This is a genomic window from Paenibacillus sp. EKM206P (assembly GCF_011066155.1).
GTDB lineage: Bacteria > Bacillota > Bacilli > Paenibacillales > Paenibacillaceae > Paenibacillus > Paenibacillus polymyxa_D.
The window spans coordinates 1-22,002 of sequence record NZ_JAAMNQ010000020.1; the positions used below are offsets into that span (position 1 = coordinate 1).

Annotated in this window: 23 protein-coding genes and 1 other annotated feature (1 of these 24 only partly in view); all 23 genes read left to right on the forward strand. The window is 45.5% G+C overall.

Annotated features, from left to right (window positions below; genetic code table 11):
- The first annotated feature begins 228 nt into the window (after window positions 1–228).
- A complete protein-coding gene (locus G9G53_RS24485) occupies window positions 229–1,416 on the forward strand; it encodes a GNAT family N-acetyltransferase (RefSeq protein ID WP_165150805.1) in 1,188 nt (395 codons plus the stop codon).
- Between the two features lie 537 nt (window positions 1,417–1,953).
- Window positions 1,954–2,418: a CtsR family transcriptional regulator gene (locus G9G53_RS24490; RefSeq protein WP_013312188.1), complete on the forward strand. Its 465-nt coding sequence runs from the start codon at window positions 1,954–1,956 to the stop codon at window positions 2,416–2,418.
- A 69-nt stretch (window positions 2,419–2,487) separates the two neighbouring features.
- A complete protein-coding gene (locus G9G53_RS24495) occupies window positions 2,488–3,012 on the forward strand; it encodes a UvrB/UvrC motif-containing protein (RefSeq protein ID WP_029514506.1) in 525 nt (174 codons plus the stop codon).
- A 28-nt stretch (window positions 3,013–3,040) separates the two neighbouring features.
- Window positions 3,041–4,105 (forward strand): protein arginine kinase, encoded by a 1,065-nt coding sequence (locus G9G53_RS24500; RefSeq protein ID WP_165150806.1) that lies wholly within the window; start codon window positions 3,041–3,043, stop codon window positions 4,103–4,105.
- 44 nt (window positions 4,106–4,149) lie between these two features.
- Window positions 4,150–6,594, forward strand: coding sequence for an ATP-dependent protease ATP-binding subunit ClpC (gene clpC, locus G9G53_RS24505; RefSeq protein WP_023990572.1), 2,445 nt, complete (start codon window positions 4,150–4,152; stop codon window positions 6,592–6,594).
- 240 nt (window positions 6,595–6,834) lie between these two features.
- Window positions 6,835–8,208, forward strand: a complete 1,374-nt coding sequence (gene radA / locus G9G53_RS24510; RefSeq protein WP_013312184.1) for a DNA repair protein RadA — start codon at window positions 6,835–6,837, stop codon at window positions 8,206–8,208.
- A 12-nt stretch (window positions 8,209–8,220) separates the two neighbouring features.
- A complete protein-coding gene (gene disA / locus G9G53_RS24515; RefSeq protein ID WP_013312183.1) occupies window positions 8,221–9,297 on the forward strand; it encodes a DNA integrity scanning diadenylate cyclase DisA in 1,077 nt (358 codons plus the stop codon).
- Between the two features lie 54 nt (window positions 9,298–9,351).
- The gene (gene pssA, locus G9G53_RS24520) at window positions 9,352–10,098 is read left to right on the forward strand and encodes a CDP-diacylglycerol--serine O-phosphatidyltransferase (protein ID WP_069011498.1); all 747 of its coding nucleotides are present in this window, start codon (window positions 9,352–9,354) and stop codon (window positions 10,096–10,098) included.
- A 185-nt stretch (window positions 10,099–10,283) separates the two neighbouring features.
- Window positions 10,284–11,369 (forward strand): PIN/TRAM domain-containing protein, encoded by a 1,086-nt coding sequence (locus tag G9G53_RS24525; protein WP_029514502.1) that lies wholly within the window; start codon window positions 10,284–10,286, stop codon window positions 11,367–11,369.
- A gap of 70 nt (window positions 11,370–11,439) precedes the next feature.
- The gene (gene ispD, locus G9G53_RS24530) at window positions 11,440–12,138 is read left to right on the forward strand and encodes a 2-C-methyl-D-erythritol 4-phosphate cytidylyltransferase (protein WP_029514501.1); all 699 of its coding nucleotides are present in this window, start codon (window positions 11,440–11,442) and stop codon (window positions 12,136–12,138) included.
- Window positions 12,135–12,611: a 2-C-methyl-D-erythritol 2,4-cyclodiphosphate synthase gene (gene ispF / locus G9G53_RS24535; protein WP_025723806.1), complete on the forward strand. Its 477-nt coding sequence runs from the start codon at window positions 12,135–12,137 to the stop codon at window positions 12,609–12,611. Before ispD ends, ispF begins: the two co-directional genes overlap by 4 nt.
- Before the next feature lie 39 nt (window positions 12,612–12,650).
- Window positions 12,651–14,111: a glutamate--tRNA ligase gene (gene gltX, locus G9G53_RS24540; protein ID WP_029514500.1), complete on the forward strand. Its 1,461-nt coding sequence runs from the start codon at window positions 12,651–12,653 to the stop codon at window positions 14,109–14,111.
- Window positions 14,112–14,598: 487 nt separating this feature from the next.
- Window positions 14,599–15,279 (forward strand): serine O-acetyltransferase, encoded by a 681-nt coding sequence (gene cysE, locus G9G53_RS24545; protein WP_029514499.1) that lies wholly within the window; start codon window positions 14,599–14,601, stop codon window positions 15,277–15,279.
- Between the two features lie 24 nt (window positions 15,280–15,303).
- A complete protein-coding gene (gene cysS / locus G9G53_RS24550; protein ID WP_029514498.1) occupies window positions 15,304–16,707 on the forward strand; it encodes a cysteine--tRNA ligase in 1,404 nt (467 codons plus the stop codon).
- Window positions 16,704–17,162 carry a Mini-ribonuclease 3 gene (locus G9G53_RS24555; protein ID WP_029514497.1) on the forward strand — a complete coding sequence of 153 codons (459 nt, stop codon included), beginning with the start codon at window positions 16,704–16,706 and terminating at the stop codon, window positions 17,160–17,162. The genes cysS and G9G53_RS24555 overlap by 4 nt, the downstream gene beginning before the upstream one ends.
- A 55-nt stretch (window positions 17,163–17,217) precedes the next feature.
- Window positions 17,218–17,964 carry a 23S rRNA (guanosine(2251)-2'-O)-methyltransferase RlmB gene (rlmB, locus tag G9G53_RS24560; RefSeq protein ID WP_013312173.1) on the forward strand — a complete coding sequence of 249 codons (747 nt, stop codon included), beginning with the start codon at window positions 17,218–17,220 and terminating at the stop codon, window positions 17,962–17,964.
- Window positions 17,965–17,968: 4 nt separating this feature from the next.
- On the forward strand, window positions 17,969–18,490 hold the full coding sequence (locus tag G9G53_RS24565; RefSeq protein ID WP_007432599.1) for an NYN domain-containing protein: 522 nt from the start codon (window positions 17,969–17,971) through the stop codon (window positions 18,488–18,490).
- A 162-nt stretch (window positions 18,491–18,652) separates the two neighbouring features.
- A complete protein-coding gene (gene sigH, locus G9G53_RS24570; protein WP_165150807.1) occupies window positions 18,653–19,297 on the forward strand; it encodes an RNA polymerase sporulation sigma factor SigH in 645 nt (214 codons plus the stop codon).
- A 335-nt stretch (window positions 19,298–19,632) separates the two neighbouring features.
- Window positions 19,633–19,782 carry a 50S ribosomal protein L33 gene (rpmG, locus tag G9G53_RS24575; protein ID WP_023990562.1) on the forward strand — a complete coding sequence of 50 codons (150 nt, stop codon included), beginning with the start codon at window positions 19,633–19,635 and terminating at the stop codon, window positions 19,780–19,782.
- 20 nt (window positions 19,783–19,802) lie between these two features.
- On the forward strand, window positions 19,803–19,994 hold the full coding sequence (secE, locus tag G9G53_RS24580; RefSeq protein WP_013312170.1) for a preprotein translocase subunit SecE: 192 nt from the start codon (window positions 19,803–19,805) through the stop codon (window positions 19,992–19,994).
- A gap of 22 nt (window positions 19,995–20,016) precedes the next feature.
- Window positions 20,017–20,550, forward strand: coding sequence for a transcription termination/antitermination protein NusG (gene nusG, locus G9G53_RS24585; protein WP_007432596.1), 534 nt, complete (start codon window positions 20,017–20,019; stop codon window positions 20,548–20,550).
- Between the two features lie 73 nt (window positions 20,551–20,623).
- A complete protein-coding gene (gene rplK / locus G9G53_RS24590) occupies window positions 20,624–21,049 on the forward strand; it encodes a 50S ribosomal protein L11 (RefSeq protein ID WP_007432595.1) in 426 nt (141 codons plus the stop codon).
- An 87-nt stretch (window positions 21,050–21,136) separates the two neighbouring features.
- Entirely contained in the window at window positions 21,137–21,829 is a 693-nt protein-coding gene (rplA, locus tag G9G53_RS24595; RefSeq protein ID WP_013312169.1) for a 50S ribosomal protein L1, read from the forward strand.
- A 68-nt stretch (window positions 21,830–21,897) separates the two neighbouring features.
- Window positions 21,898–22,002 (forward strand) — a sequence feature (ribosomal protein L10 leader region); it runs 47 nt beyond the window's last position.

Genomic DNA, 22,002 nt, shown 5'->3' on the forward strand with positions numbered 1-22,002 from the left:
TTTGTTTTAAAAGTTGAGTTTCCCCAAATAAAAAATAAAGTGCCGGAAAGTCCGTTGGACTTTCTCGACACTCTGAGGATGATAATCTCAATGAGATTATCATCCTTTTTTATGCATTTTTAGATGGCCACCTGCTTCTAAGGTTGACAGAGAGAATGGGGTTTGCCACACTCTAAGTGTGTAATCTTTTTTATGGATGTCCAAGTATACGAGCGAGGTGATGAAGATATGGAGATCAGACAATTACAGCGTGAGGAATTTGAAGCGGCTATTGAATTATCTCAATATGCTTTTCAGTTTACAATGTCCCTAGAGGATCTGGAAAAGGCCAAGAAGAAATTCAAACCAGAACAAACATGGGGAATATTCGACGGACATGACTTAAATGCTAAACTGACTTTGTTACCGCTTCAGGTATACATAAATGGTCAGGTTTTTGATATGGGGGGCATTGCTGGTGTGGCGACGTGGCCAGAAAAGCGTCGCGGAGGCATGGTATCACGTTTATTGACGCATGCACTTGAAGAGATGAAGTCTGCGGGACAAAGCCTTTCTTTTTTGCATCCATTCTCCTTTGCCTTCTACCGTAAATTTGGATGGGAAACGTATACAGAGTACAAAAAATACGTCATTCCCATTGATAAATTCCCTGCAAAACTTAAAACAGAAGGTACAGTCAAACGCGATATCAAGGATATTTCAGAACTGGACCAAGTGTATCAAGCGTATGCATCTCGTTATAATGGCACGCTGGTACGAGATAAGGAATGGTGGCAAGAGCGGATTTTAAATGAGAACTATCGAACTGCGGTATATTACTCAGAAACAGGCATTCCGCAAGGATATGCACTATACAAAATTGAAGATAAACAGTTGAATTGTGATGAGTTGGTATATGAAAATGAGACGGTTCGTCGGGCTTTATGGACTTATTTTGCAAATCATGACTCAATGATAGCCAAAGGTAAATTTATTTACGTTCCAGCAGATGACAATTTGCCATTTTTACTCGATGATCCACGGATTCAACAGGAAACTGTGCCTTATTTTATGGGACGTATTGTGGATGCAGCTGCTTTTGTAGAAAGATACCCTTTTGAACAGCTTGAAGAGGAAACAAGTTTAACCTTAAATCTGACAGATCGGTATGCTCCATGGAATGATGGATTATGGAGATTAACGATTACTACGGAGGGGCAAGGACATCTGGAGAGAGTGGATATAAGCAATTCATCTGAAAACGCCATAGTAGCTAACTTGAAACTTGGGATTCAGTCACTGACGACTCTGATGCTTGGCTATCAGCAGGCTGATGATCTGTATAAGTGGGAGCGGATTGAAGGGAGTAGTGAGTCTGTGTCTGCCCTTAAACGCGTAATACCAGTAAATCAAACGTTTTTATTAGATTTTTTCTGATAAAGGCCTATTTAGATCTTTTAAGCTCATCTTTCAGAGAATATAACTTGTGTGGTTATCATTATTTTCAAAACTCTTTCTGTAATGGGAAGAGTTTTTTTATGGTATTGTATAAAACATAATTAGATTGCGAAAAATGGTATTGACCCCTTGGCAAAAATGAATAATGTGCTATAATGTGAATATAGTCAAAGAAAGTCAAAGTCAATCAAACCTAGTGTGATGCTGTAGAAGTATTATGCTGATGGATTGGCCGTATGAAGTAATTTCGATAGTAAAGAAGCAAACGAGAATTGAAATGATTTGCGTATAGTTAGGAGCTGACTCTTATGAACATAAGAGAAGTGTATGATTAATCGCAAATAAAGGCCACACTAGAGACAAAACGGTACATTTCAATGGATGTAGAACAGGCAATAGCCTCAATACAGCTTAGATTCGTGACTTTACCGTTTGGTTAAGTTCAATATACGGCGGACTCTGTGGAGCGTGAAATGTACTTGAATACTTGCGTTTCCGTTAGTGGAGGATGATGAAATGCGCAATGTTTCCGATATTATTGAACAATATTTGAAGAGTATATTGCTGGAAAGTCCCCAAGGTTTAGTGGAGATTCAGCGTAATGATCTGGCTGACCGCTTTTCCTGCGTGCCGTCGCAAATTAATTATGTAATTAGCACCCGGTTTACGCTGGAAAAAGGCTATGTGGTGGAAAGTAAACGCGGTGGTGGAGGCTACATTCGTATTCAGCGAATTCAGCTACCCGCACAGCATGCCATCCATACACATCTTCATCAGAGCATCGGGGAGGAAATTAGCCAATCAGCAGCAGAAGGACTGATTTATCAGTTAGAGGAAGCCCATTTTTTAAGCAAAAGGGAAGCTAATCTAATGAAGGCTGCTTTATCGAGGGATACATTATTACTGAAGCTTCCCTATCGTGATCAACTGCGAGCAAGATTGCTTAAGGCTATGCTGATCTCGTTGCTGGCGACCAAATAGTGTGTGAATAGAGACTAATGTTTGGATGTAGGGTGGGTATTAAATCCTGACATTGAAGGAGGTGCTTTTATGCTGTGCCAAGAATGTAATATGCGGCCGGCAACTTTGCATTTCACCAAAATTGTGAATGGCGAAAAGACAGAGTTTCATATTTGTGAGACGTGTGCGAAGGAAAAAGGGGAGATGATCCCTGGAACACCTAACGGCTTTTCAATTCATAGCTTGCTGTCGGGGATGTTGGATTTTGACTCCAGTACAAAGAGCCAGTCTCCAGGCCACAGTGGTCCGCAGAACCTGCAATGCAAGGATTGTGGCATGACCTATGCACAGTTTAGTAAGCTGGGACGTTTCGGATGCCCGTCGTGCTATCAATATTTTGATAATCGTCTGGACCCTCTGTTCAAGCGTGTGCATGGCAGTACGAATCATGTTGGTAAAGTTCCGGTTCGCACTGGTGGCCGACTGAAGGTTAAACGGCAAATTGACGATTTGAAAAAAGAGATGCAACAGCATATTGTACAGGAAGAGTTTGAATCAGCTGCTGAGCTTAGGGATCAAATCAGAGAGCTTGAAAAAGAAATGACTGAAGAGTAAAGTTTGTGAAGAGTAGGAGGGATGCGTAATGCCCAATATTCGGTTTACGGAGAAGCCGCTAAGTGACTGGATGCGTGGTGATGCTGCGGATTCGGAGATTGTCATTAGCAGCCGGGTAAGAATTGCGCGTAACTTGCAGCATCTGCCTTTTCCCATGCTTGCTACCAATCAGCAGTCGGCAGAAGCACTTCAGCGCTTGACGGATATCCTTCAGTATGATGATTTAGGCGGTTTTGGTACTTTTCATACGTTGAAAATATCCGAGTTGGATGAGATCGACAAGAAGGTGCTGGTTGAGAAGCATTTGATTAGTCCTAATTTGGCGAACGAATCTCGTAACGGTGCTGTCTTAATTAGCGATGATGAATCGGTTAGTGTTATGATAAACGAAGAGGATCATCTGCGTATCCAGTGCTTATATCCGGGATGTCAGGTTAGAGAAGCTTGGGAACGCGCTATGGTTATTGATGATGCATTTGAAGCGCATGTTGATTATGCATTTGATGATCGGAGAGGTTTTCTAACCAGTTGTCCAACGAATGTCGGCACAGGTATGAGAGCTTCGGTGATGATGCATTTGCCCGCATTAGTCATGACTCATCAAATCAATCGTATATTGTCTGCTGTTTCACAGGTAGGTCTTACAGTTCGCGGCATTTACGGTGAAGGCAGCGAAGCGGTCGGAAATTTGTTTCAGGTGTCTAATCAGATTACACTGGGACAAACCGAAGCGGAGATTATTGAGAATCTACATGGCGTGGTGCTACAAATTATTGAGCACGAGCGTTCTGCCAGAGAAAGGCTAATGAATGAATCTATGCTGCGAATTACAGATCGGGTGATGCGTTCATTCGGTATTTTGTCGTATGCAGCAGTATTGGATTCCAAGGAGGCTGCACAGCGGCTGTCTGATGTACGTCTTGGCGTAGATTTGGGGATTTTGGAGCGTCCTTCCACCGCAGCGATGAATGAGCTGAATGTGATGACACAACCCGGGTTCCTGCAAAAAAGCTTTGGGGATAAAATGAATACCGAAGAGCGCGATATGTACCGGGCGAAGCTGATCCGGCAAAAATTAGGCACAACCCTTTAATATATAAAATGATCTGAAATACACACTGTGGAGGTGCAGGATATATGATGTTTGGAAGATTTACGGAACGTGCACAGAAAGTGCTTGCTTTGGCTCAGGAAGAAGCAGTTCGATTGGGACACAACAACATTGGTACAGAGCACATTTTGCTAGGCCTCATTCGTGAAGGTGAAGGAATAGCAGCGAAAGCCTTAATCGGTTTGGGCCTGGGACTGGAAAAAATCCAGGATGAAGTGGAAACGTTGATTGGACGCGGTCAAGAGCAACCGACGAACATTGCCTATACTCCACGTGCCAAAAAAGTCATCGAACTGTCTATGGATGAAGCCCGCAAACTGGGCCATACCTATGTAGGTACAGAACATATTTTGCTTGGTCTTATTCGTGAAGGCGAAGGCGTAGCAGCACGCGTACTGAACAACCTGGGCATCAGTCTGAACAAAGCGCGTCAGCAAGTGCTTCAATTGCTCGGCAGCAGCGAGGCTGTTTCCAGCCATCACGGTGCTCCAGCTAATGTCAGCACGCCAACCCTGGACAGTCTGGCACGCGATCTGACGGCATCTGCGAAGGAAAACAACCTGGACCCTGTTATTGGGCGTAGCAAGGAAATTGAACGCGTAATTCAGGTGCTCAGCCGCCGTACAAAGAACAATCCGGTTCTGATTGGTGAGCCTGGGGTAGGTAAAACGGCGATTGCCGAAGGATTGGCTCAAAAAATCATAGCGAATGAGATTCCCGAAACATTGCGCGACAAGCGCGTAATGACACTGGATATGGGCTCTGTGGTAGCAGGCACCAAGTATCGTGGCGAATTCGAGGATCGTTTGAAAAAAATTATGGACGAGATTCGTCAAGCGGGTAATATCGTGTTGTTCATTGATGAGCTGCATACGCTGATTGGTGCTGGTGGAGCGGAAGGCGCAATTGATGCGTCCAACATCCTGAAACCTGCTCTAGCACGTGGCGAGCTGCAATGCATCGGTGCGACCACGCTGGATGAATACCGCAAATATATTGAGAAAGATGCTGCTTTGGAGCGTCGCTTTCAACCCATTACAGTGGATCAACCTTCTCCAGAAGAGGCGATTCAAATCTTGTATGGTCTGCGTGACCGTTACGAAGCGCATCACCGTGTAAAGATCACAGATGAAGCTATTGAAGCGGCCGTAAAATTGTCAGATCGTTATATCACCGACCGCTTCCTTCCAGATAAGGCTATTGATCTTATTGATGAAGCGGGCTCCAAAGTAAGGCTGAATTCTTACACTGTACCGCCAAACCTGAAACAGCTGGAAAACCGTCTGGAAGATATCCGTAAAGAAAAGGATTCAGCGGTACAAAGTCAGGAGTTTGAAAAAGCGGCAGCGTTGCGCGATACAGAGCAAAAAATCCGCGAAGAGCTAGACGTGACGAAAAACCAATGGAAAGAACAACAGGGGCGTACAGATTCTGAAGTTACCCCAGAGGATATCGCTCAAGTCGTTGCAATCTGGACAGGTGTTCCAGTCAGCAAGCTGAAAGAGGAAGAAACACACCGCTTGTTGAATATGGAAGAGTTGCTGCATGAGCGGGTAATTGGACAGGACGAAGCAGTTAAGGCAGTAAGCCGGGCGATTCGCCGGGCACGTGCCGGACTGAAAGATCCGAAGCGTCCAATTGGGTCCTTTATTTTCCTCGGTCCAACTGGGGTTGGTAAAACAGAGTTGGCACGCGCCTTGGCTGAATCCATGTTTGGAGATGAAAATGCGGTTATCCGTATTGATATGTCTGAATATATGGAGAAACACTCAACGTCTCGTCTGGTAGGAGCGCCTCCAGGGTACGTTGGATATGAGGAAGGCGGTCAACTGACCGAGAAGGTACGCCGTAAGCCTTACTCTGTTGTATTGCTGGATGAAATTGAAAAAGCACACCCAGAAGTATTCAATATTCTTCTGCAAGTACTGGAAGATGGTCGTCTGACAGATTCCAAAGGTCGTGTCGTTGATTTCCGTAATACACTCATCATCCTAACATCAAATGTTGGTGCACAGGCGATTAAACGTAACTCCACGCTTGGTTTTACAGCTGTAGTGGACGCTGGAGCGGATTACGATAATATGAAGGGCAAAGTGATGGATGAATTGAAGAAAAGTTTCCGTCCTGAGTTCTTGAACCGGATTGATGAAATTATCGTTTTCCATTCTCTCGAAGAAAAACATATTGCTGAAATTGTGTCACTCATGTCTGAGGAGCTGCGTAAGCGCCTGAATGAGTATGAAGTGGACTTCGAGTTGACAGACAATGCTAAAAAATTCCTTGCCAAGGAAGGCTTTGATCCAGCGTATGGTGCGCGTCCATTGCGTCGTGCAATCCAGAAGCATATTGAAGATCGCCTGTCCGAGGAACTATTGACTGGCAACATCACTAAAGGTGACTCTCTCTTCATTGATGAGGAGAACGGTGCATTGACTGTAACGAAAAAGGATAATGTATCTGCCAAGTCCTAAGGCAGTTTACTAAATAAATAGTAGAAAAGGGTGTCTCGCAGGCTGGAAAGCTATTGCGAAGACACCCTTTTTGTGTATAAAACACGGTGAAAAGGTTGGGTAAATGCTTTGGGAAAGTTTGTGATATTGCTTTACGTCCGCCAAGCTTCAATGGTAAACTTTTATTGTTACAGCTCTTTCTGGGCTGTATGAACATAAATTTGACATCATCGTCGTCAATAAGGAGCCAAGGAACAAAGTATGGCTAAAGTGAAAACTAAGTTTTCCTGTACGGAATGTGGATATGAATCGCCCAAATGGTACGGAAAATGTCCTGGATGCCAGGCATGGAATTCCATGGTCGAAGAAACGGAAAGCGTTGTAAAAACTCAAGGAATGGGGTCTTCCCTTCTTACTCATAGCACAAAAGACAAGCCACTCCCTATTATAGAGGTGGAGAGTGGCAAAGAAACACGAATTTTGACGGGAATTGGCGAATTGAATCGAGTACTCGGTGGAGGTGTGGTGCCGGGTTCACTCGTTTTGGTGGGCGGTGATCCGGGAATCGGTAAATCTACGCTTATGCTGCAAACATCTAATGAGCTGGCTTTAACTGGTTTAAAGGTGCTGTACGTGTCTGGTGAGGAATCTGTCCGTCAAACGAAACTACGTGCAGATCGACTCGGTGCCTTGTCCCCCAGCCTATACGTATTATGTGAGACGAATTTGGAGACGATTGAAGAAGCGGTGGACAGCTTGAAGCCGGAGTTTTTGGTCATCGACTCGATACAGACTGTATATTTGCCTGAGGTGACGAGTGCACCAGGTAGTGTGGCTCAGGTGCGGGAATGTACTTCACGCTTTATGCGAATTGCCAAGGGGCTAGGTATTGCTACGGTACTGGTAGGGCATGTGACCAAGGAAGGTGCCATTGCAGGTCCGCGTTTGTTGGAACATATGGTTGATTGTGTGCTTTATTTTGAAGGAGAGCGTCATCATACGTATCGGCTTTTGCGTGCAGTTAAAAATCGTTTTGGTTCTACAAATGAAATTGGTATTTTTGAAATGGCTGAAAGCGGTTTGCGTGAGGTATCCAATCCTTCCGAGTTGTTTCTGTCTGAACGCCCACTAGGGGTGGCGGGTTCTACTGTTGTAGCCAGTATGGAAGGAACCCGGCCTGTATTGGTTGAACTGCAAGCATTGATTGCAGCTACGCATTTTCCATCTCCACGCCGGATGGGCACAGGAGTCGATCATCATCGAATGGGATTAATCATAGCCGTGCTAGAAAAGCGGATGGGCATGTTTTTGCAAAACCAGGACGCTTATCTCAACGTAGCCGGAGGTGTAAAGTTGGATGAACCGGCGGTAGATTTGGCTATAGCTGTGAGTATTGCTTCCAGCTTTAGAGATGCTCCTACAAAGCCGTATGATGTGATTTTTGGCGAGGTGGGACTGACAGGTGAGGTGCGCGCGGTATCCCGAGCAGAACAGCGAGTACGAGAAGCGGAGAAACTAGGTTTCAAACGGGTGATCATGCCGGAGAAAAGCTTGAAGGGTTGGACACATCCGAAAGGGATACAAATTATAGGAGTAGGAACGGTGGCAGATGCACTAGCAGCCGCATTAGATTAGGGGGCATTGAGAATGAAAGAAGCGAGCCAACTGGATAAAATGAACGATTTGCTGCGGCTTGTGGCACCGGGAACTCCCTTTCGCGACGGGTTGGAAAACGTTTTGCGTGCCAAAACGGGTGCTCTTCTGGTCGTTGGCTATAGCCCAGAAGTTATGGAAGTCGTGGATGGCGGTTTCTCCATCAATTGTGATTTTTCACCGAACTATTTATATGAGTTGGCTAAAATGGACGGCGCAATCATATTAAGCGAGGATTTAAAACGAATTTTATATGCCAATACGCAACTGATTCCGGACTCCTCCATTTCTTCAATTGAAACAGGAATTCGGCACCGGACAGCAGAACGAGTTGCAAAGCAGACTGGCAAATTAGTTGTGTCTATTTCCCAGCGGCGTAATATTATTACCTTGTATCAGGGGACATTACGGTATGCGCTCAAGGAAATCGGGGTTATTTTAACGAAAGCCAATCAGGCTATTCAGACGTTAGAAAAATATAGATCTGTGTTGGGGCAAGCCTCTACGAATTTGACAGCATCTGAATTTGAAGAGCTGGTTACCATGCCGGAGGTCGTTAATGTCATCCAACGGATCGAAATGGTGCTGCGCATCAAAATGGAGATCAAACGATTTATTAACGAGCTCGGAAATGAGGGCCGTCTAATTAGTATGCAGATGGAAGAGCTTGTCAGCAATATTGAGGAAGAAGCATGGTTGTTGTATAAGGATTATGCCAAAGACGATAGCGACGAAAAGATTCGTGAAATTATATTGGGACTCAAACGTTCTACGGACGACGAATTGTTGGATGTGAATCATATTGTACGTTTACTAGGCTACCCTTCTTCAGCTGCGACATCAGAGGAGTATATTGCTGCACGCGGCTATCGGGTACTGAACAAGATACCGCGTTTACCGAATGTGATTATTCATAATCTGGTAGAGCGGTTTGGACGTTTTCCACATGTCATCACAGCAACGATAGAAGAACTGGATGAAGTGGATGGTATTGGAGAGGTTCGTGCGCGTACGATTAAAGAAGGTCTTAAACGTTTGCAGGAACAAGTTTTCATTGACAGGCAAATGTAAATGTAATACAGTGAAAGGATTATAATGGAACAATTCATACATTGAGGTGAAGAGATGATTACCAAATCAATTCCGAACTTGTGTACCTTAGGTAACTTGTTTCTCGGAATGATCGCCATTTTATTGGCTGTAGACGGAAAATACAGTCTTGCCGCTATTATGGTTATTGTCGCCATGTTGTTGGACGGACTGGATGGAAGAATGGCCCGGGTCCTGAATGCCCAAAGCGAATTCGGTAAAGAACTGGACTCCTTATCAGATATGATATCTTTTGGTGTTGCTCCCGCAGTTATTATGTACATGGTTGCTTTTCATGATGCGAATTCGGCTCTCGCTTGGACGGTTACTGCCATTTTCCCGATGTGCGGAGCGTTGCGTTTGGCTCGATTTAACGTACGTCCTGGTGTACCAGGTTATTTTACGGGTCTACCAATTCCGGCAGCAGGTGGCGTATTAGCCACTTTGTCCTTATTCCATAACGATATTTCTTTGTTATACATGTCGATTGCCATGTTGCTGGTCTCTTATTTGATGGTCAGCTCCATGAAATATCCAAATTTTAAAAAGGTTGGCCTCCCGAAAAAAGCAATTTGGGTGGCTCCATGGGTCGTAATTGCAGCGGTGGTGTTGGCTGTTAAATTCCCTGACCAGCTGTCGAAGCTGATTTTTGTGCCACTGGTGCTGTATGCATTGTATGGTATGAAGCTGAACATTCGTAAACTATCACGCAGACGTGGGCGTGATCGGGATCGTTCCAGTCAGGAAGAACAGGACGATCAATATCGTCATTCACAGCGGTAGTATCAAGCAAGTATAAGCATTTATTTCCTTGAATTATTTCAAGGAGATAAATGCTTTTTTTATGCATAAAAAGTGAAAACACAGGGTTAGTTATGTGGGAAATGGATCATACTGGTAAGAGAAATGCTATGTATCCAATAAATAGCAGACTAATGAAAAGAAAATAAAGGAGGTATAGAGATTCAATGTGGAGAAAGGCTATTTTAACTTTTACAGGATTGTGCGGAGCATGGTTTGGCTATACGTTATACCAGCGGGTAGGGGGCATTGTATCGTGGATGCCAGAATGGTTGAGTGATGGGTCTTTACCGGGAATGGTTGTTTGGATGATGGCGGGAGCAGTGTTATTTATGGCCGGGTGCTCATTCGCAGGAGCATCCGTGGCGAACCGGTTGCAACAGGGCATTGAAGGCTTGGTACGAATTCCGATGAACGAGATGATGGCAGGTGTGATTGGTTTAGCGGTGGGATTGATACTTTCCTTAGCAGTCTATCCGCTTTTTTCATGGTTGGGGGCCCCGGGTCAACTTATCCAGACGGCTGTTACCGTGATATGTGGATATGTGGGATTGATGGTTGGACTAGAAAAGCGGGACGAGCTGTCATCCTTTTGGAGTTCTGGCTTTTTTGGTCGGGGAACGGGTGCAGAAGAACGCAAGCTGGAGGAACATAAAATTTTGGACACCAGCGTCATTATAGATGGGCGTATTGCAGATATCTGCAAGACAGGTTTTATTGAAGGAACGATTGTGATTCCTGAATTTGTGTTAGAGGAGCTTCAGCATATTGCAGATTCATCAGATTTACTTAAGCGTAATCGTGGACGACGGGGCCTGGATATTTTGAATAAAATCCAAAAAGAGCTGGATGTGAATGTGCTCATTTACGAAGGTGATTTTGAGGAAATTTCAGAGGTTGACAGTAAGTTGGTCAAGCTGGCAAAGGTGTTACAGGGTAAAGTTGTAACTAACGATTTTAACCTGAATAAAGTATGCGAACTGCAAGGTGTATCAGTGCTGAATATTAACGATTTGGCGAATGCAGTGAAGCCTGTCGTACTGCCCGGTGAGGAAATTATGGTGCAGATTATTAAAGACGGCAAGGAGCATGGGCAGGGTGTAGCCTATCTGGATGATGGTACGATGATTGTTGTGGAAGGCGGACGTGACTATATTGGCTCTCTTATGGAGGTGCTGGTCACGAGTGTACTTCAGACCTCGGCCGGACGTATGATCTTTGCCAAACCGAAATTATTGGAAAAAGCTCAATAAACGCGGTATGATGAAGTAGATGTGTTATCATACGGATCGTCCAAGTGCGATCAGGGCAGGAGTTATTTGAATGAACAATCGGGTAGGAGTTGTCATTGTGGCAGCAGGGCGCGGCTCCCGTATGGGGACGCAGGAGAGCAAGCAATTTCTGCTTTTGCGGGACAAGCCCATCTTCATACATACACTTGAAATATTCGCAGCTATGCCCGAAGTGGATGAAATGGTGATGGTGACTGGGACAGCAGATGTGGAACGCTGCCGAGATTGGATTCATCAATACAAAATCGGTAAAAATGTACGGGTGGTGGCTGGTGGCAGTGAACGCCAGCATTCGGTCTATCGCGGTCTGCGCCACTTACAAGCGGATTGGGTGATGGTGCATGATGGTGTGCGTCCACTCATTCAACCTGAGCTTGTACGTTCATGCCTTGAGGCAGCCCAGCGTACTGGTGCTTCTGTAGCGGCAGTACCTGTAAAGGATACGGTCAAGCAAGTGAACGGGGATGGTATCATTACAGCAACGCCGGATCGCCGAAGTCTGTGGAGTATTCAAACGCCACAGACTTTTCGTCTTTCCGATCTGCTGCGAGCCTATGAGGAAGCGGAGCAGTCGAGATTCTTGGGAACAGATGATTCTATGCTGATAGAGCGGCTAGGCATTCCGGTTACTGTCGTTCAAGGCAGCTACAAGAACATCAAAATTACTACACCGGAGGATTTGGATATGGCGGCGCTATGGGTGAAAACAGAGGGAGAGGATATCAAATGATCAGAGTGGGACAAGGATTTGACGTCCACCAGCTGGTGGAAGGAAGGCCATGCATCATCGGAGGTGTGAATATTCCGTATGAAAAAGGTTTATTGGGCCATTCCGATGCAGACGTACTGCTGCATGCCATTAGCGATGCTATCCTGGGCGCGCTTGGCTTGGGAGACATCGGGAAGCATTTTCCGGATAATGACCCAGAATTTAAGGATGCTGACAGTCTTAAGCTACTGGAGCATGTGTGGGGGCTAGCTAAAGAGCGAGGATATCGCTTGGGGAATATCGATTCTACGATTATCGCACAAAAGCCCAAAATGGCATCGTATATTCCGCAGATGAATGAAGTCATCGCTCGGGCGCTGGAAGCAGAGGAGCTATCCCAGGTGAACGTCAAGGCGACCACGACAGAGCAACTCGGGTTTCCCGGCCGGGGTGAAGGAATCGCGGCTCAATCGGTTGTCTGTCTTATCAAGTAAATGCTATCATCTTGAGTAATTCAATTTGGAGGAGATTATATGAGCACGGAAGTTCGTGTACGTTATGCACCAAGCCCTACAGGGCATCTGCACATTGGAAATGCCAGAACGGCATTATTTAATTATTTGTTTGCCCGCAATCAAGGTGGGAAATTTATTATTCGTATCGAAGACACAGATGTGAAGCGCAATATTGAGGGCGGAGAAGAAAGCCAACTTAAATATTTGAAATGGTTGGGTATGGACTGGGATGAGAGCGTAGACGTGGGAGGAGAGTTTGGACCTTATCGTCAGACTGAACGCTTGGACATATATAAAACATACTGGCAGGATTTGCTGGATCGTGGTTTGGCTTACCGCTGTTACTGCACTGAAGAAGAGCTGGAGCGCGAGCGTGAAGAGCAGACGGCACGTGGGGAGACACCGCGCTATTCTGGAAAACATCGTGATCTAACAGAAGAACAGTGCCAGGCATTTGAAGCAGAGGGCCGTGTACCAAGTATTCGTTTTCGTGTACCGGAAGATCGTGAATATACGTTTGACGATATCGTTAAAGGACAAATTACGTTCAATTCCAAGGAAAGCGGCGATTTTGTTATCGTCAAAAAAGACGGTATTCCGACATATAACTTCGCTGTAGCAGTTGACGATTATTTGATGAAAATATCGCATGTACTACGGGGCGAAGACCATGTTTCCAATACACCGCGGCAGTTGATGATCTTTGAAGCTCTCGGGTGGGAACCGCCACGCTTCGGTCATATGACGCTGATTGTAGGTGAGGATCACAAAAAGCTCAGTAAACGTAACGAATCCATTATTCAGTTTATGGAGCAGTATGACAAGTTGGGCTATTTGCCAGAAGCTATATTCAACTTCATCGCACTGCTGGGTTGGTCCCCAGAAGGCGAAGAAGAGATCTATGATCGGGAACAACTGATTTCGATTTTCGATCCTAATCGTTTGTCCAAAAGTCCAGCTGTGTTTGATACAAATAAGCTTGCTTATTTGAACAATCACTATATTAAAAAGGCTGATCCTGAGCGAATTGCCAGCATGGCGATTCCACATCTCCAGACAGCGGGGCTGTTGCCTACTGAGCTGTCTGCGGAACAACTGGATTGGGCTAAGGCCCTTGTTCGCTTATACCAGGAACAGATGACATCTGCGTCCGATATTGTAACGTTGTCTGAGTTGTTTTTCCGTTCACATCTGGAACTGGATGCTGAAGCAGCAGCTGTATTGGCCGAAGAGCAGGTTCCTGAGGTACTTAGAGCTTTTGCAGGTAAAGTTGAAACGAGTGAGGAATTTACAGCTCCACAAATGGCTAAGCTGATCAAAGAAGTTCAAAAGGAAACCGGTTTTAAGGGGAAACAATTATTCATGCCGATTCGTGTGGCTCTTACAGGCCAAACGCATGGACGGGATCTGAATGAAACTATCTTTTTGCTTGGACGTGACAAGGTACTGGATCGTCTCAAGGCACAAATTAAAGGCTGATATTTCTTGTCAATTTGTTGTCTTTTCGCTATAATGACTCCATTGATACGGATTGATATTTACGTGTAAAGGCTGCGAACAGGAGAAGTACACTGCATAAGGGCATCTGCCAGAGAGGACGGTCGAGGGGAAACCCCAGGCTGAGAGCCGTCCAGTTGACCTGCGGAGGAAATGCGCCTGGGAGCCGTGCGCCCGAACCCTCATTAGCATCAAATGCTGATGTGACAAGGGCGTGCCGATTCGTTCCCGTTACAGGACGCCAAAGACGGATTATCTGCTTTTTATGCAGCAGATATGTTCGAAAGCAGAGTGGGACCACGTTCATGCGTCTCTGCAGCTTAGGCTGCGGAGGCGCTTTTTCTTTTTTATCAGACTCAGACTCGTTATAGATAGAAAAATGTCGAAGAGTGCTGGTGGATGCGAAAATTGGCGGAACGTGAAGTGTTGTGATGATGCGGCAAGGATATGAAGGGAATAGGAGGGCGACATGTTCAGACATTTCAAATCCGACATTCAGACTGTTTTGGATAATGATCCGGCCGCCCGGAGTAAGCTGGAGGTCATTTTTACGTATTCCGGTGTTCATGCCCTTTGGGCACACCGAATCGCACATTGGTTTTATTTGCGAAACTGGTGTACTCTAGCCCGTGTTATATCCCAGGTATCAAGGTTTATGACAGGCATTGAAATTCATCCTGGCGCTCGTATCGGAGATCGGCTGTTCATTGACCATGGCATGGGAGTTGTCATCGGGGAAACCTGTGAGATTGGCGACGATGTCGTATTGTATCAGGGGGTCACACTCGGCGGGACTGGGAAAGAGAAAGGGAAGCGCCATCCGACCATTGGGAATAATGTTGTTATCGGCTCTGGTGCGAAGATATTAGGCTCTTTCACGATTGGGGCACAATCCAACATTGGCTCTAACTCGGTTGTGCTCAAAGAAGTTCCACCAAACAGTACGGTGGTGGGCATCCCGGGGCGAGTTGTCAGACAGGATGGTAGGCGTCCAGACCGACTTAGTCATCAGTTGCCTGATCCGGTTGTGGATTCTATGCGAGAGCTTCAACGGGAAATAGAACGTTTGCGTGCAGAAATGTCTGATTTGAAGGATGGGGCATCCGCTCAGAAACATCAGGTGGCCCAAGAGAATACATTAGAAAAATGATTTTCATGAGGGAGGAACATAACAATGCCGCTTCAAATTTATAATACAATGACGAGGAGTCGGGAGCCTTTTGTGCCACTGGAGCCTGGAAAGGTTAAAATGTATGTATGCGGTCCTACCGTGTATGATTACATTCATATTGGCAATGCACGACCTGTAATTGTATTTGATGTGGTGCGTAGCTACCTGGAGTACTTGGGCTATGATGTAAACTATGTGGTGAATTTTACGGATGTCGATGATAAACTAATCCGCAAAGCTCGGGAACTTGACATGAATGTTTCGGCAGTTGCTGAGAAATTTATTGCTGCCTACCATGAGGATCTGACAGGATTGAATGTTCCTGCTGCCAGTATGAACCCTCGTGTAACAGAGAGCATGGATCTGATTATTGATTTTATTAAGGAATTGGTAGACAAAGACTATGCCTATGAGAATGATGGCGACGTGTTCTATCGGACCAAAAAGTTCAAAGATTACGGACAACTGTCAGGTCAAAATCTGGAAGAGCTTCAGTTCGGAATTCGTATCAATGTGGATGAACGCAAGGAAAATGCCGAGGACTTTGTACTCTGGAAGGCAGCGAAGCCGGGCGAAATTCATTGGTCGAGCCCTTGGGGAAATGGACGACCAGGCTGGCATATCGAATGCTCTGCTATGGCTCGCCATTATTTGGGGGATACACTGGATATTCATGGGGGCGGACAGGATCTGCAATTTCCGCATCATGAATGTGAATGCGCACAATCCGAAGTGATTACAGGTAAGCCATTATCCCGCTACTGGATGCATAACGGATATATTCGCATAGATAATGAAAAAATGTCGAAATCACTCGGTAATGGTATTTTAGTTAAAGATTTGCGCGCTCATCACAAGCCTGAGGCTATACGTTATTTTATGTTGTCGACGCATTACCGAAATCCGTTAAACTACAACCAAGAGACTATGAGTCAGGCGGAGAACAGTGTCGAACGGATCGCCAATGCAGTTGCCAATGTGAAGCATCGTTTAGCTAATGCGCTGAAAGGTAATGAGGGAGTATCGACGGAACTGCAAACGAAGCTCGACGGAATTTTGCAGCAGTTTGGCGAAAAAATGAATGATGATTTCAACACACCTGATGCGATTACTGCTGTATTCGATTGGGTTAGCGAAGCAAACCATTTGTTGCAACGAGATGTCGTACATCAGGCAGAATTACAAGCTGTATTGCATACCTTTCATTCGATGAATAACGTGCTTCGCATTTATTCGGAGCCGAGTGAAGAGTTGCTGGATGACGAAATTGAGCAGTTAATTGCAGAACGTGTCGAAGCTCGTAAGACCAGAAATTGGGGTAGAGCTGACGAAATTCGCGATCTGTTGGCTGCAAAAGGCATTGTGCTTGAAGATACGGCGCAGGGGATGCGGTGGCGGCGAAAATGAATGATAAGCCACTGAACTCAGGAGCATCGGAAGGTACGGGGAACTGGTTCCCGTACCCTGCGTCCAAGCCAGCACGTTTGATGCCTCCCATTGCACTAGCTTACATTGGTGATGCAGTGTACGAGGTAGCTGTCCGGCAATATTTGTTGGCACAGCCTAACCTGCGTCCAAATCATCTGCATCGGCGAGCCACAGGGCTAGTCTCCGCCAAGGCGCAGAGTCGCATGTTAGGGCTATTGGAAAATGTACTGACGGAAGAAGAACGCGATATTGTCCGACAAGGAAGAAATGCTAAATCAGGAAGTTTGCCCAAAAATGCTGATGTGCTTGAGTATCGGCACGCCACTGCACTGGAGGGGTTGATTGGATCTCTTTATTGTGATGGACATTTGGACAGATTAAGAGAGTTGATTACGTACGGAATTGCACAAATGGAAAATACAGGAAAATCATAAATGGGAATGGACTGGATGGAACAAGTATCAGCCGTTTCCCGGGAGGAAGCTAGAGATGGAAGAAGAATGGATTGCCGGTAAGCATTCGGTAACGGAGGCATTGCGTTCAGGCAGAACAATAAATAAAATTTGGATTGCGGATAATGCGCAAAAACATTTGACACTGCCGATTACAGCTGAGGCGAAAAAAGCAGGAATTATTGTTTTGCAGGTGGACAAGCGTAAGCTGGATCAAATGGTTCCGGGCATTCAACATCAGGGAGTGGTCGCGCAAGCTGCGCCTTTTGCCTATGTTGAAGTGGAAGAATTGCTCGCAACTGCTCGTGATAAGGGAGAAGAGCCGTTTTTGATTTTGCTGGATGAAATTGAAGACCCTCATAATTTGGGCTCCATCCTTCGTACAGCGGACTGTACTGGAGCGCATGGTGTTATTGTGCCGAAAAGGCGTTCTGCAGCTGTAACTGTAACGGTGTCCAAAACATCGGCAGGTGCTGTGGAGTACGTTCCGGTGGCGCGTGTAAACAATCTGGGACAAACCATTGATCGTCTTAAAGAAGAAGGTGTATGGGTAGTTGGCACGGATGTTACAGCGACAGACCCTGTCTTTGGGAATGGAGTATTCACGGGACCAGTAGCCATTGTCATTGGTAACGAAAATAAAGGTATGGGCCGTTTGATTCGTGAGAAATGCGATGTACTCGTCAAGCTGCCAATGGCGGGGCAAATTAATTCCCTTAATGCTTCTGTAGCTGCAGGTGTTGTCATGTACGAAGTATTGCGCGGACGACAGGCACGGGGCTAACGATATGGCTGACACGCGGGATGTTCTGCTTGTGGACGGTTACAACATGATTGGAGCCTGGCCCGAACTTTCCGCACTGGTACAATCTGGTATGCAGGAAGCGAGGGACAGACTTCTTGAACGACTGGCGGATCATCAGGCGTATTCCGGCAGAAGAGTCATCGTCGTATTTGATGCTTACAGGGTGCCAGGATTAGGTAAAACTTTTGCTCAGAGCAAAGTCCAGATTTATTTTACCAGAGAAAAAGAAACTGCTGATGAGTGCATCGAGCGATTGGTTCGGGAGCTGAGCAGTAAAAGAAGAAGTATTTACGTAGCGACAAGCGATCAGGTAGAGCAACATGTCGCATTTGGGCAAGGTGCACTTAGGGTGTCGGCGCGAGAATTACTGATCGAGATTGAGGAATCCGAAAGAGAAGTGCAGAAGCGAATCCAGCAGGATAGTGCTAAATTGTCCCGTAACTCGCTAGATGCCAAACTGAGCCCGGAGCTTCGAAAGTTGTTTGAACGATGGAGAAGAGAATAAACCAATAATTGGACGCCACTCCATTTTGAAACCATTGACAATTTTGTTAGCGCTCTTCTTTTTTAGGTTGTTGTGGTTGACGGTATCAGGTTACATCGCGTATACTTGTCGTATATTTGAGAGAGTAACGGGTACCTTGCGTTGCAGCCGGAGGGATTGTTAGTGAGTGTGGACCTCAAGGATATCATGTTGTCAAAGTTTGATTACAAAAATGATGAAGACATTGTCGGAGCAGTCCATGAAGGTGATGGGGAAGCGCTGGAGTTTCTGATCAACAAATACCGGAACTTTGTGCGGGCCAAGGCCAGATCCTACTTCCTGATTGGTGCTGATCGCGAGGATATTATTCAGGAGGGCATGATTGGTCTCTACAAATCCATTCGTGATTTTAAGGGAGACAAGTTTGCTTCGTTCAAGGCTTTCGCCGAGTTGTGCATTACACGACAGATTATTACGGCAATTAAGACGGCTACACGACAAAAGCACATTCCTCTGAACTCTTACGTGTCTCTGGACAAGCCCATCTATGATGAAGAGTCAGACCGGACGTTGCTCGATGTGATTTGCGGAACACAAGTAAGTGACCCTGAAGAGCTGATCATCAATCAGGAAGAATTTGTGGGCCTTGAGGACAAGATGTCCGAGATTCTGAGCGAACTGGAACGCAAGGTACTTATGTTGTATCTGGACGGACGTTCGTATCAGGAGATTGCAGAGGATCTTGACCGCCATGTGAAATCCATTGATAACGCGCTGCAACGGGTCAAGCGTAAACTTGAAAAGTATCTGGAAGTAAGAGATAGTTGAAAGTAGAGGCTGACAGGGAAAAAGGCTCGAGTCCGAGTCTTTTTTTATTCGTTATAGGTAGGCTATGCAGGTTTATAAGTGTTACAAATGATTTATACTAAAAAAGACGAATAATAGATATCGCCTTGATTTTTGAAGCGGCTTTTCAGAGAACAGTTTAAAAGGATGCACAGATGTTAAAATGCACCACAGTCGGGACTGCGAATTGTATGCAAACATTCGTTGACATGGAAAACCCCGTGTGATAAAGTGTTTTAGGTAGGCCTAAATTCGCGGTTTTTTTTAGGATCAATTATGAGACTTCCGGTGTTGGATGTCTTCGGGAGGTGCACATCATGCGGGTAATTATTACTTTGGCTTGTACAACATGCAAACAAAGAAATTACACAACGACGAAAAACAAGCGTAATCACCCCGACCGCATGGAGATGAAGAAATTCTGTAAGTCCTGTAACGAACAGACTTCTCATCGGGAAACCAGATAGTTTTTGGAGGTGTAGTCGGCGTGAAACGCAGTTTCAAGTCTCTGTTTTCCTTTTTCTCTGAAAGCTGGGCTGAACTCAAGAAGGTTCGCTGGCCCAATCGTAAAGAACTGACCAACTATACGCTGATTGTCATAGGGACAATTGCGTTCGTCACGATTTATTTTTGGGTTCTCGACATCGGCATTTCCGCTGTGATCGAAGCGATTATCTAGGAAGGGTTCCAGGTGGCTTGATATGGAAAAAAGATGGTACGTCGTTCATACCTATTCAGGGTATGAGAACAAAGTCAAAGCCAATTTGGAAAAACGCGTTGAGTCCATGGGCATGGAAGACAAGATATTCCGTGTTCTTGTTCCTATGGAAGAAGAACTGGTAACCAAGGACGGTAAGAAAAAAACCGTTATGCGTAAAGTCTACCCTGGTTATGTCTTAGTCGAAATGGTCCAAACCGACGACTCTTGGTATGTTGTACGCAACACACCAGGTGTTACGGGATTTGTAGGGTCAACAGGCTCGGGTTCCAAACCGACGCCATTGCTTCCAGAAGAAGTTGAACAGATTCTGAAGCATATGGGCATGGTAGAGCCGAAACCGAAGATTGAATTCGATGTTAAGGAATCCGTGCGAATTAAAGTTGGTCCTTTTGCGAATTTTGTGGGCTCCGTGGAAGAAATTTTGGTTGAGAAGAGCAAGCTTAAAGTTCACGTCAACATGTTTGGACGGGAAACCCCGCTTGAGTTGGATTATACTCAAGTGGAGAAAATATAGATTTTTCTTACAGGTTTCTTGTGGGAGGATCGATAGGTCCGTCTACCACTATTGAGTCAAGGAGGTGTCATCCATGGCAAAAAAGGTAATTAAAATGGTAAAACTGCAGATTCCTGCAGGGAAAGCTAATCCAGCGCCTCCAGTAGGTCCAGCTTTGGGTCAAGCAGGTGTCAACATCATGGCATTCTGTAAAGAGTTCAATGCTCGTACTGCTGATCAAGCAGGCCTGATTATTCCGGTTGAAATTTCGGTATTTGAGGATCGTTCTTTTACGTTCATCACCAAAACTCCACCGGCTGCTGTTCTGTTGAAAGTTGCTGCTAAAATCGAAAAAGGTTCCGGTGAACCGAATAAAACGAAAGTTGCAACTGTAAATCGCGCTGCTGTTCGTCAAATTGCAGAGCAAAAAATGCCTGACCTTAACGCAGCTTCCGTAGAATCGGCAATGCGTATGGTTGAAGGTACTGCTCGCAGCATGGGTATCACCATCGTAGATTAATTTTATTAATCTACGTGTGCCGGCAGTTTGACTGTCCGGCAAGTGTGGGAGGAATATCCGCTAATACCACATAAGGAGGAAAACATTATGGCTAAACATGGTAAGAAGTACCTGGAAGCTGCTAAGCTGATTGACAGCGAAGCAACTTACGAGCCTTTAGAAGCCGTTGAACTGGTGAAAAAGGCTGCGACTGCTAAATTCGACGAAACCGTTGAAGCTGCAGTTCGTCTGGGCGTAGATTCCCGTAAACAAGACCAGGCTGTTCGTGGTGTTGTTGTCCTGCCGCATGGTACGGGTAAAACACAACGCGTTCTGGTATTTGCAAAAGGTGACAAAGTGAAAGAAGCGGAAGCTGCTGGCGCTGATTTTGTTGGCGATCAAGATATGATCAACAAAATCCAACAAGGCTGGTTTGAATTCGACGTCTGCGTTGCGACACCTGATATGATGAGTGAGGTTGGTAAACTGGGTCGTTTGCTCGGTGGTAAAGGTTTGATGCCTAACCCTAAAGCAGGCACAGTTACTTTCGACGTTGCCAAGGCTGTTCAAGAAATTAAAGCCGGTAAAATCGAATACCGTCTCGACAAAGCCGGTCAAATTCATGCACCAATCGGCAAAGCTTCCTTCAGTGCTGAACAGCTGAACGAGAACCTTAAAGCCTTGGTTGAAGCCTTGAACCGTGCGAAGCCAGCGGCTGCTAAAGGTGTATACCTGAAAAACATCGCTATTTCTTCGACTATGGGACCAAGTGCACGTGTGAACGCATCTGTTTACAGATAATATTTTGATTGACATGTTCAATCAAAATTGTTATTCTATAAAAGTTGTGAGTCCTTGTGACTGACCATTAAAGTTGAATATGCTTACCGTAGACAGTAGGTGCCTTAGGGCTTAATTTCCTACCGAGGTGTTATGATAGAACGTTTCATGTGACGGGCTTGTCCCGTCCATGT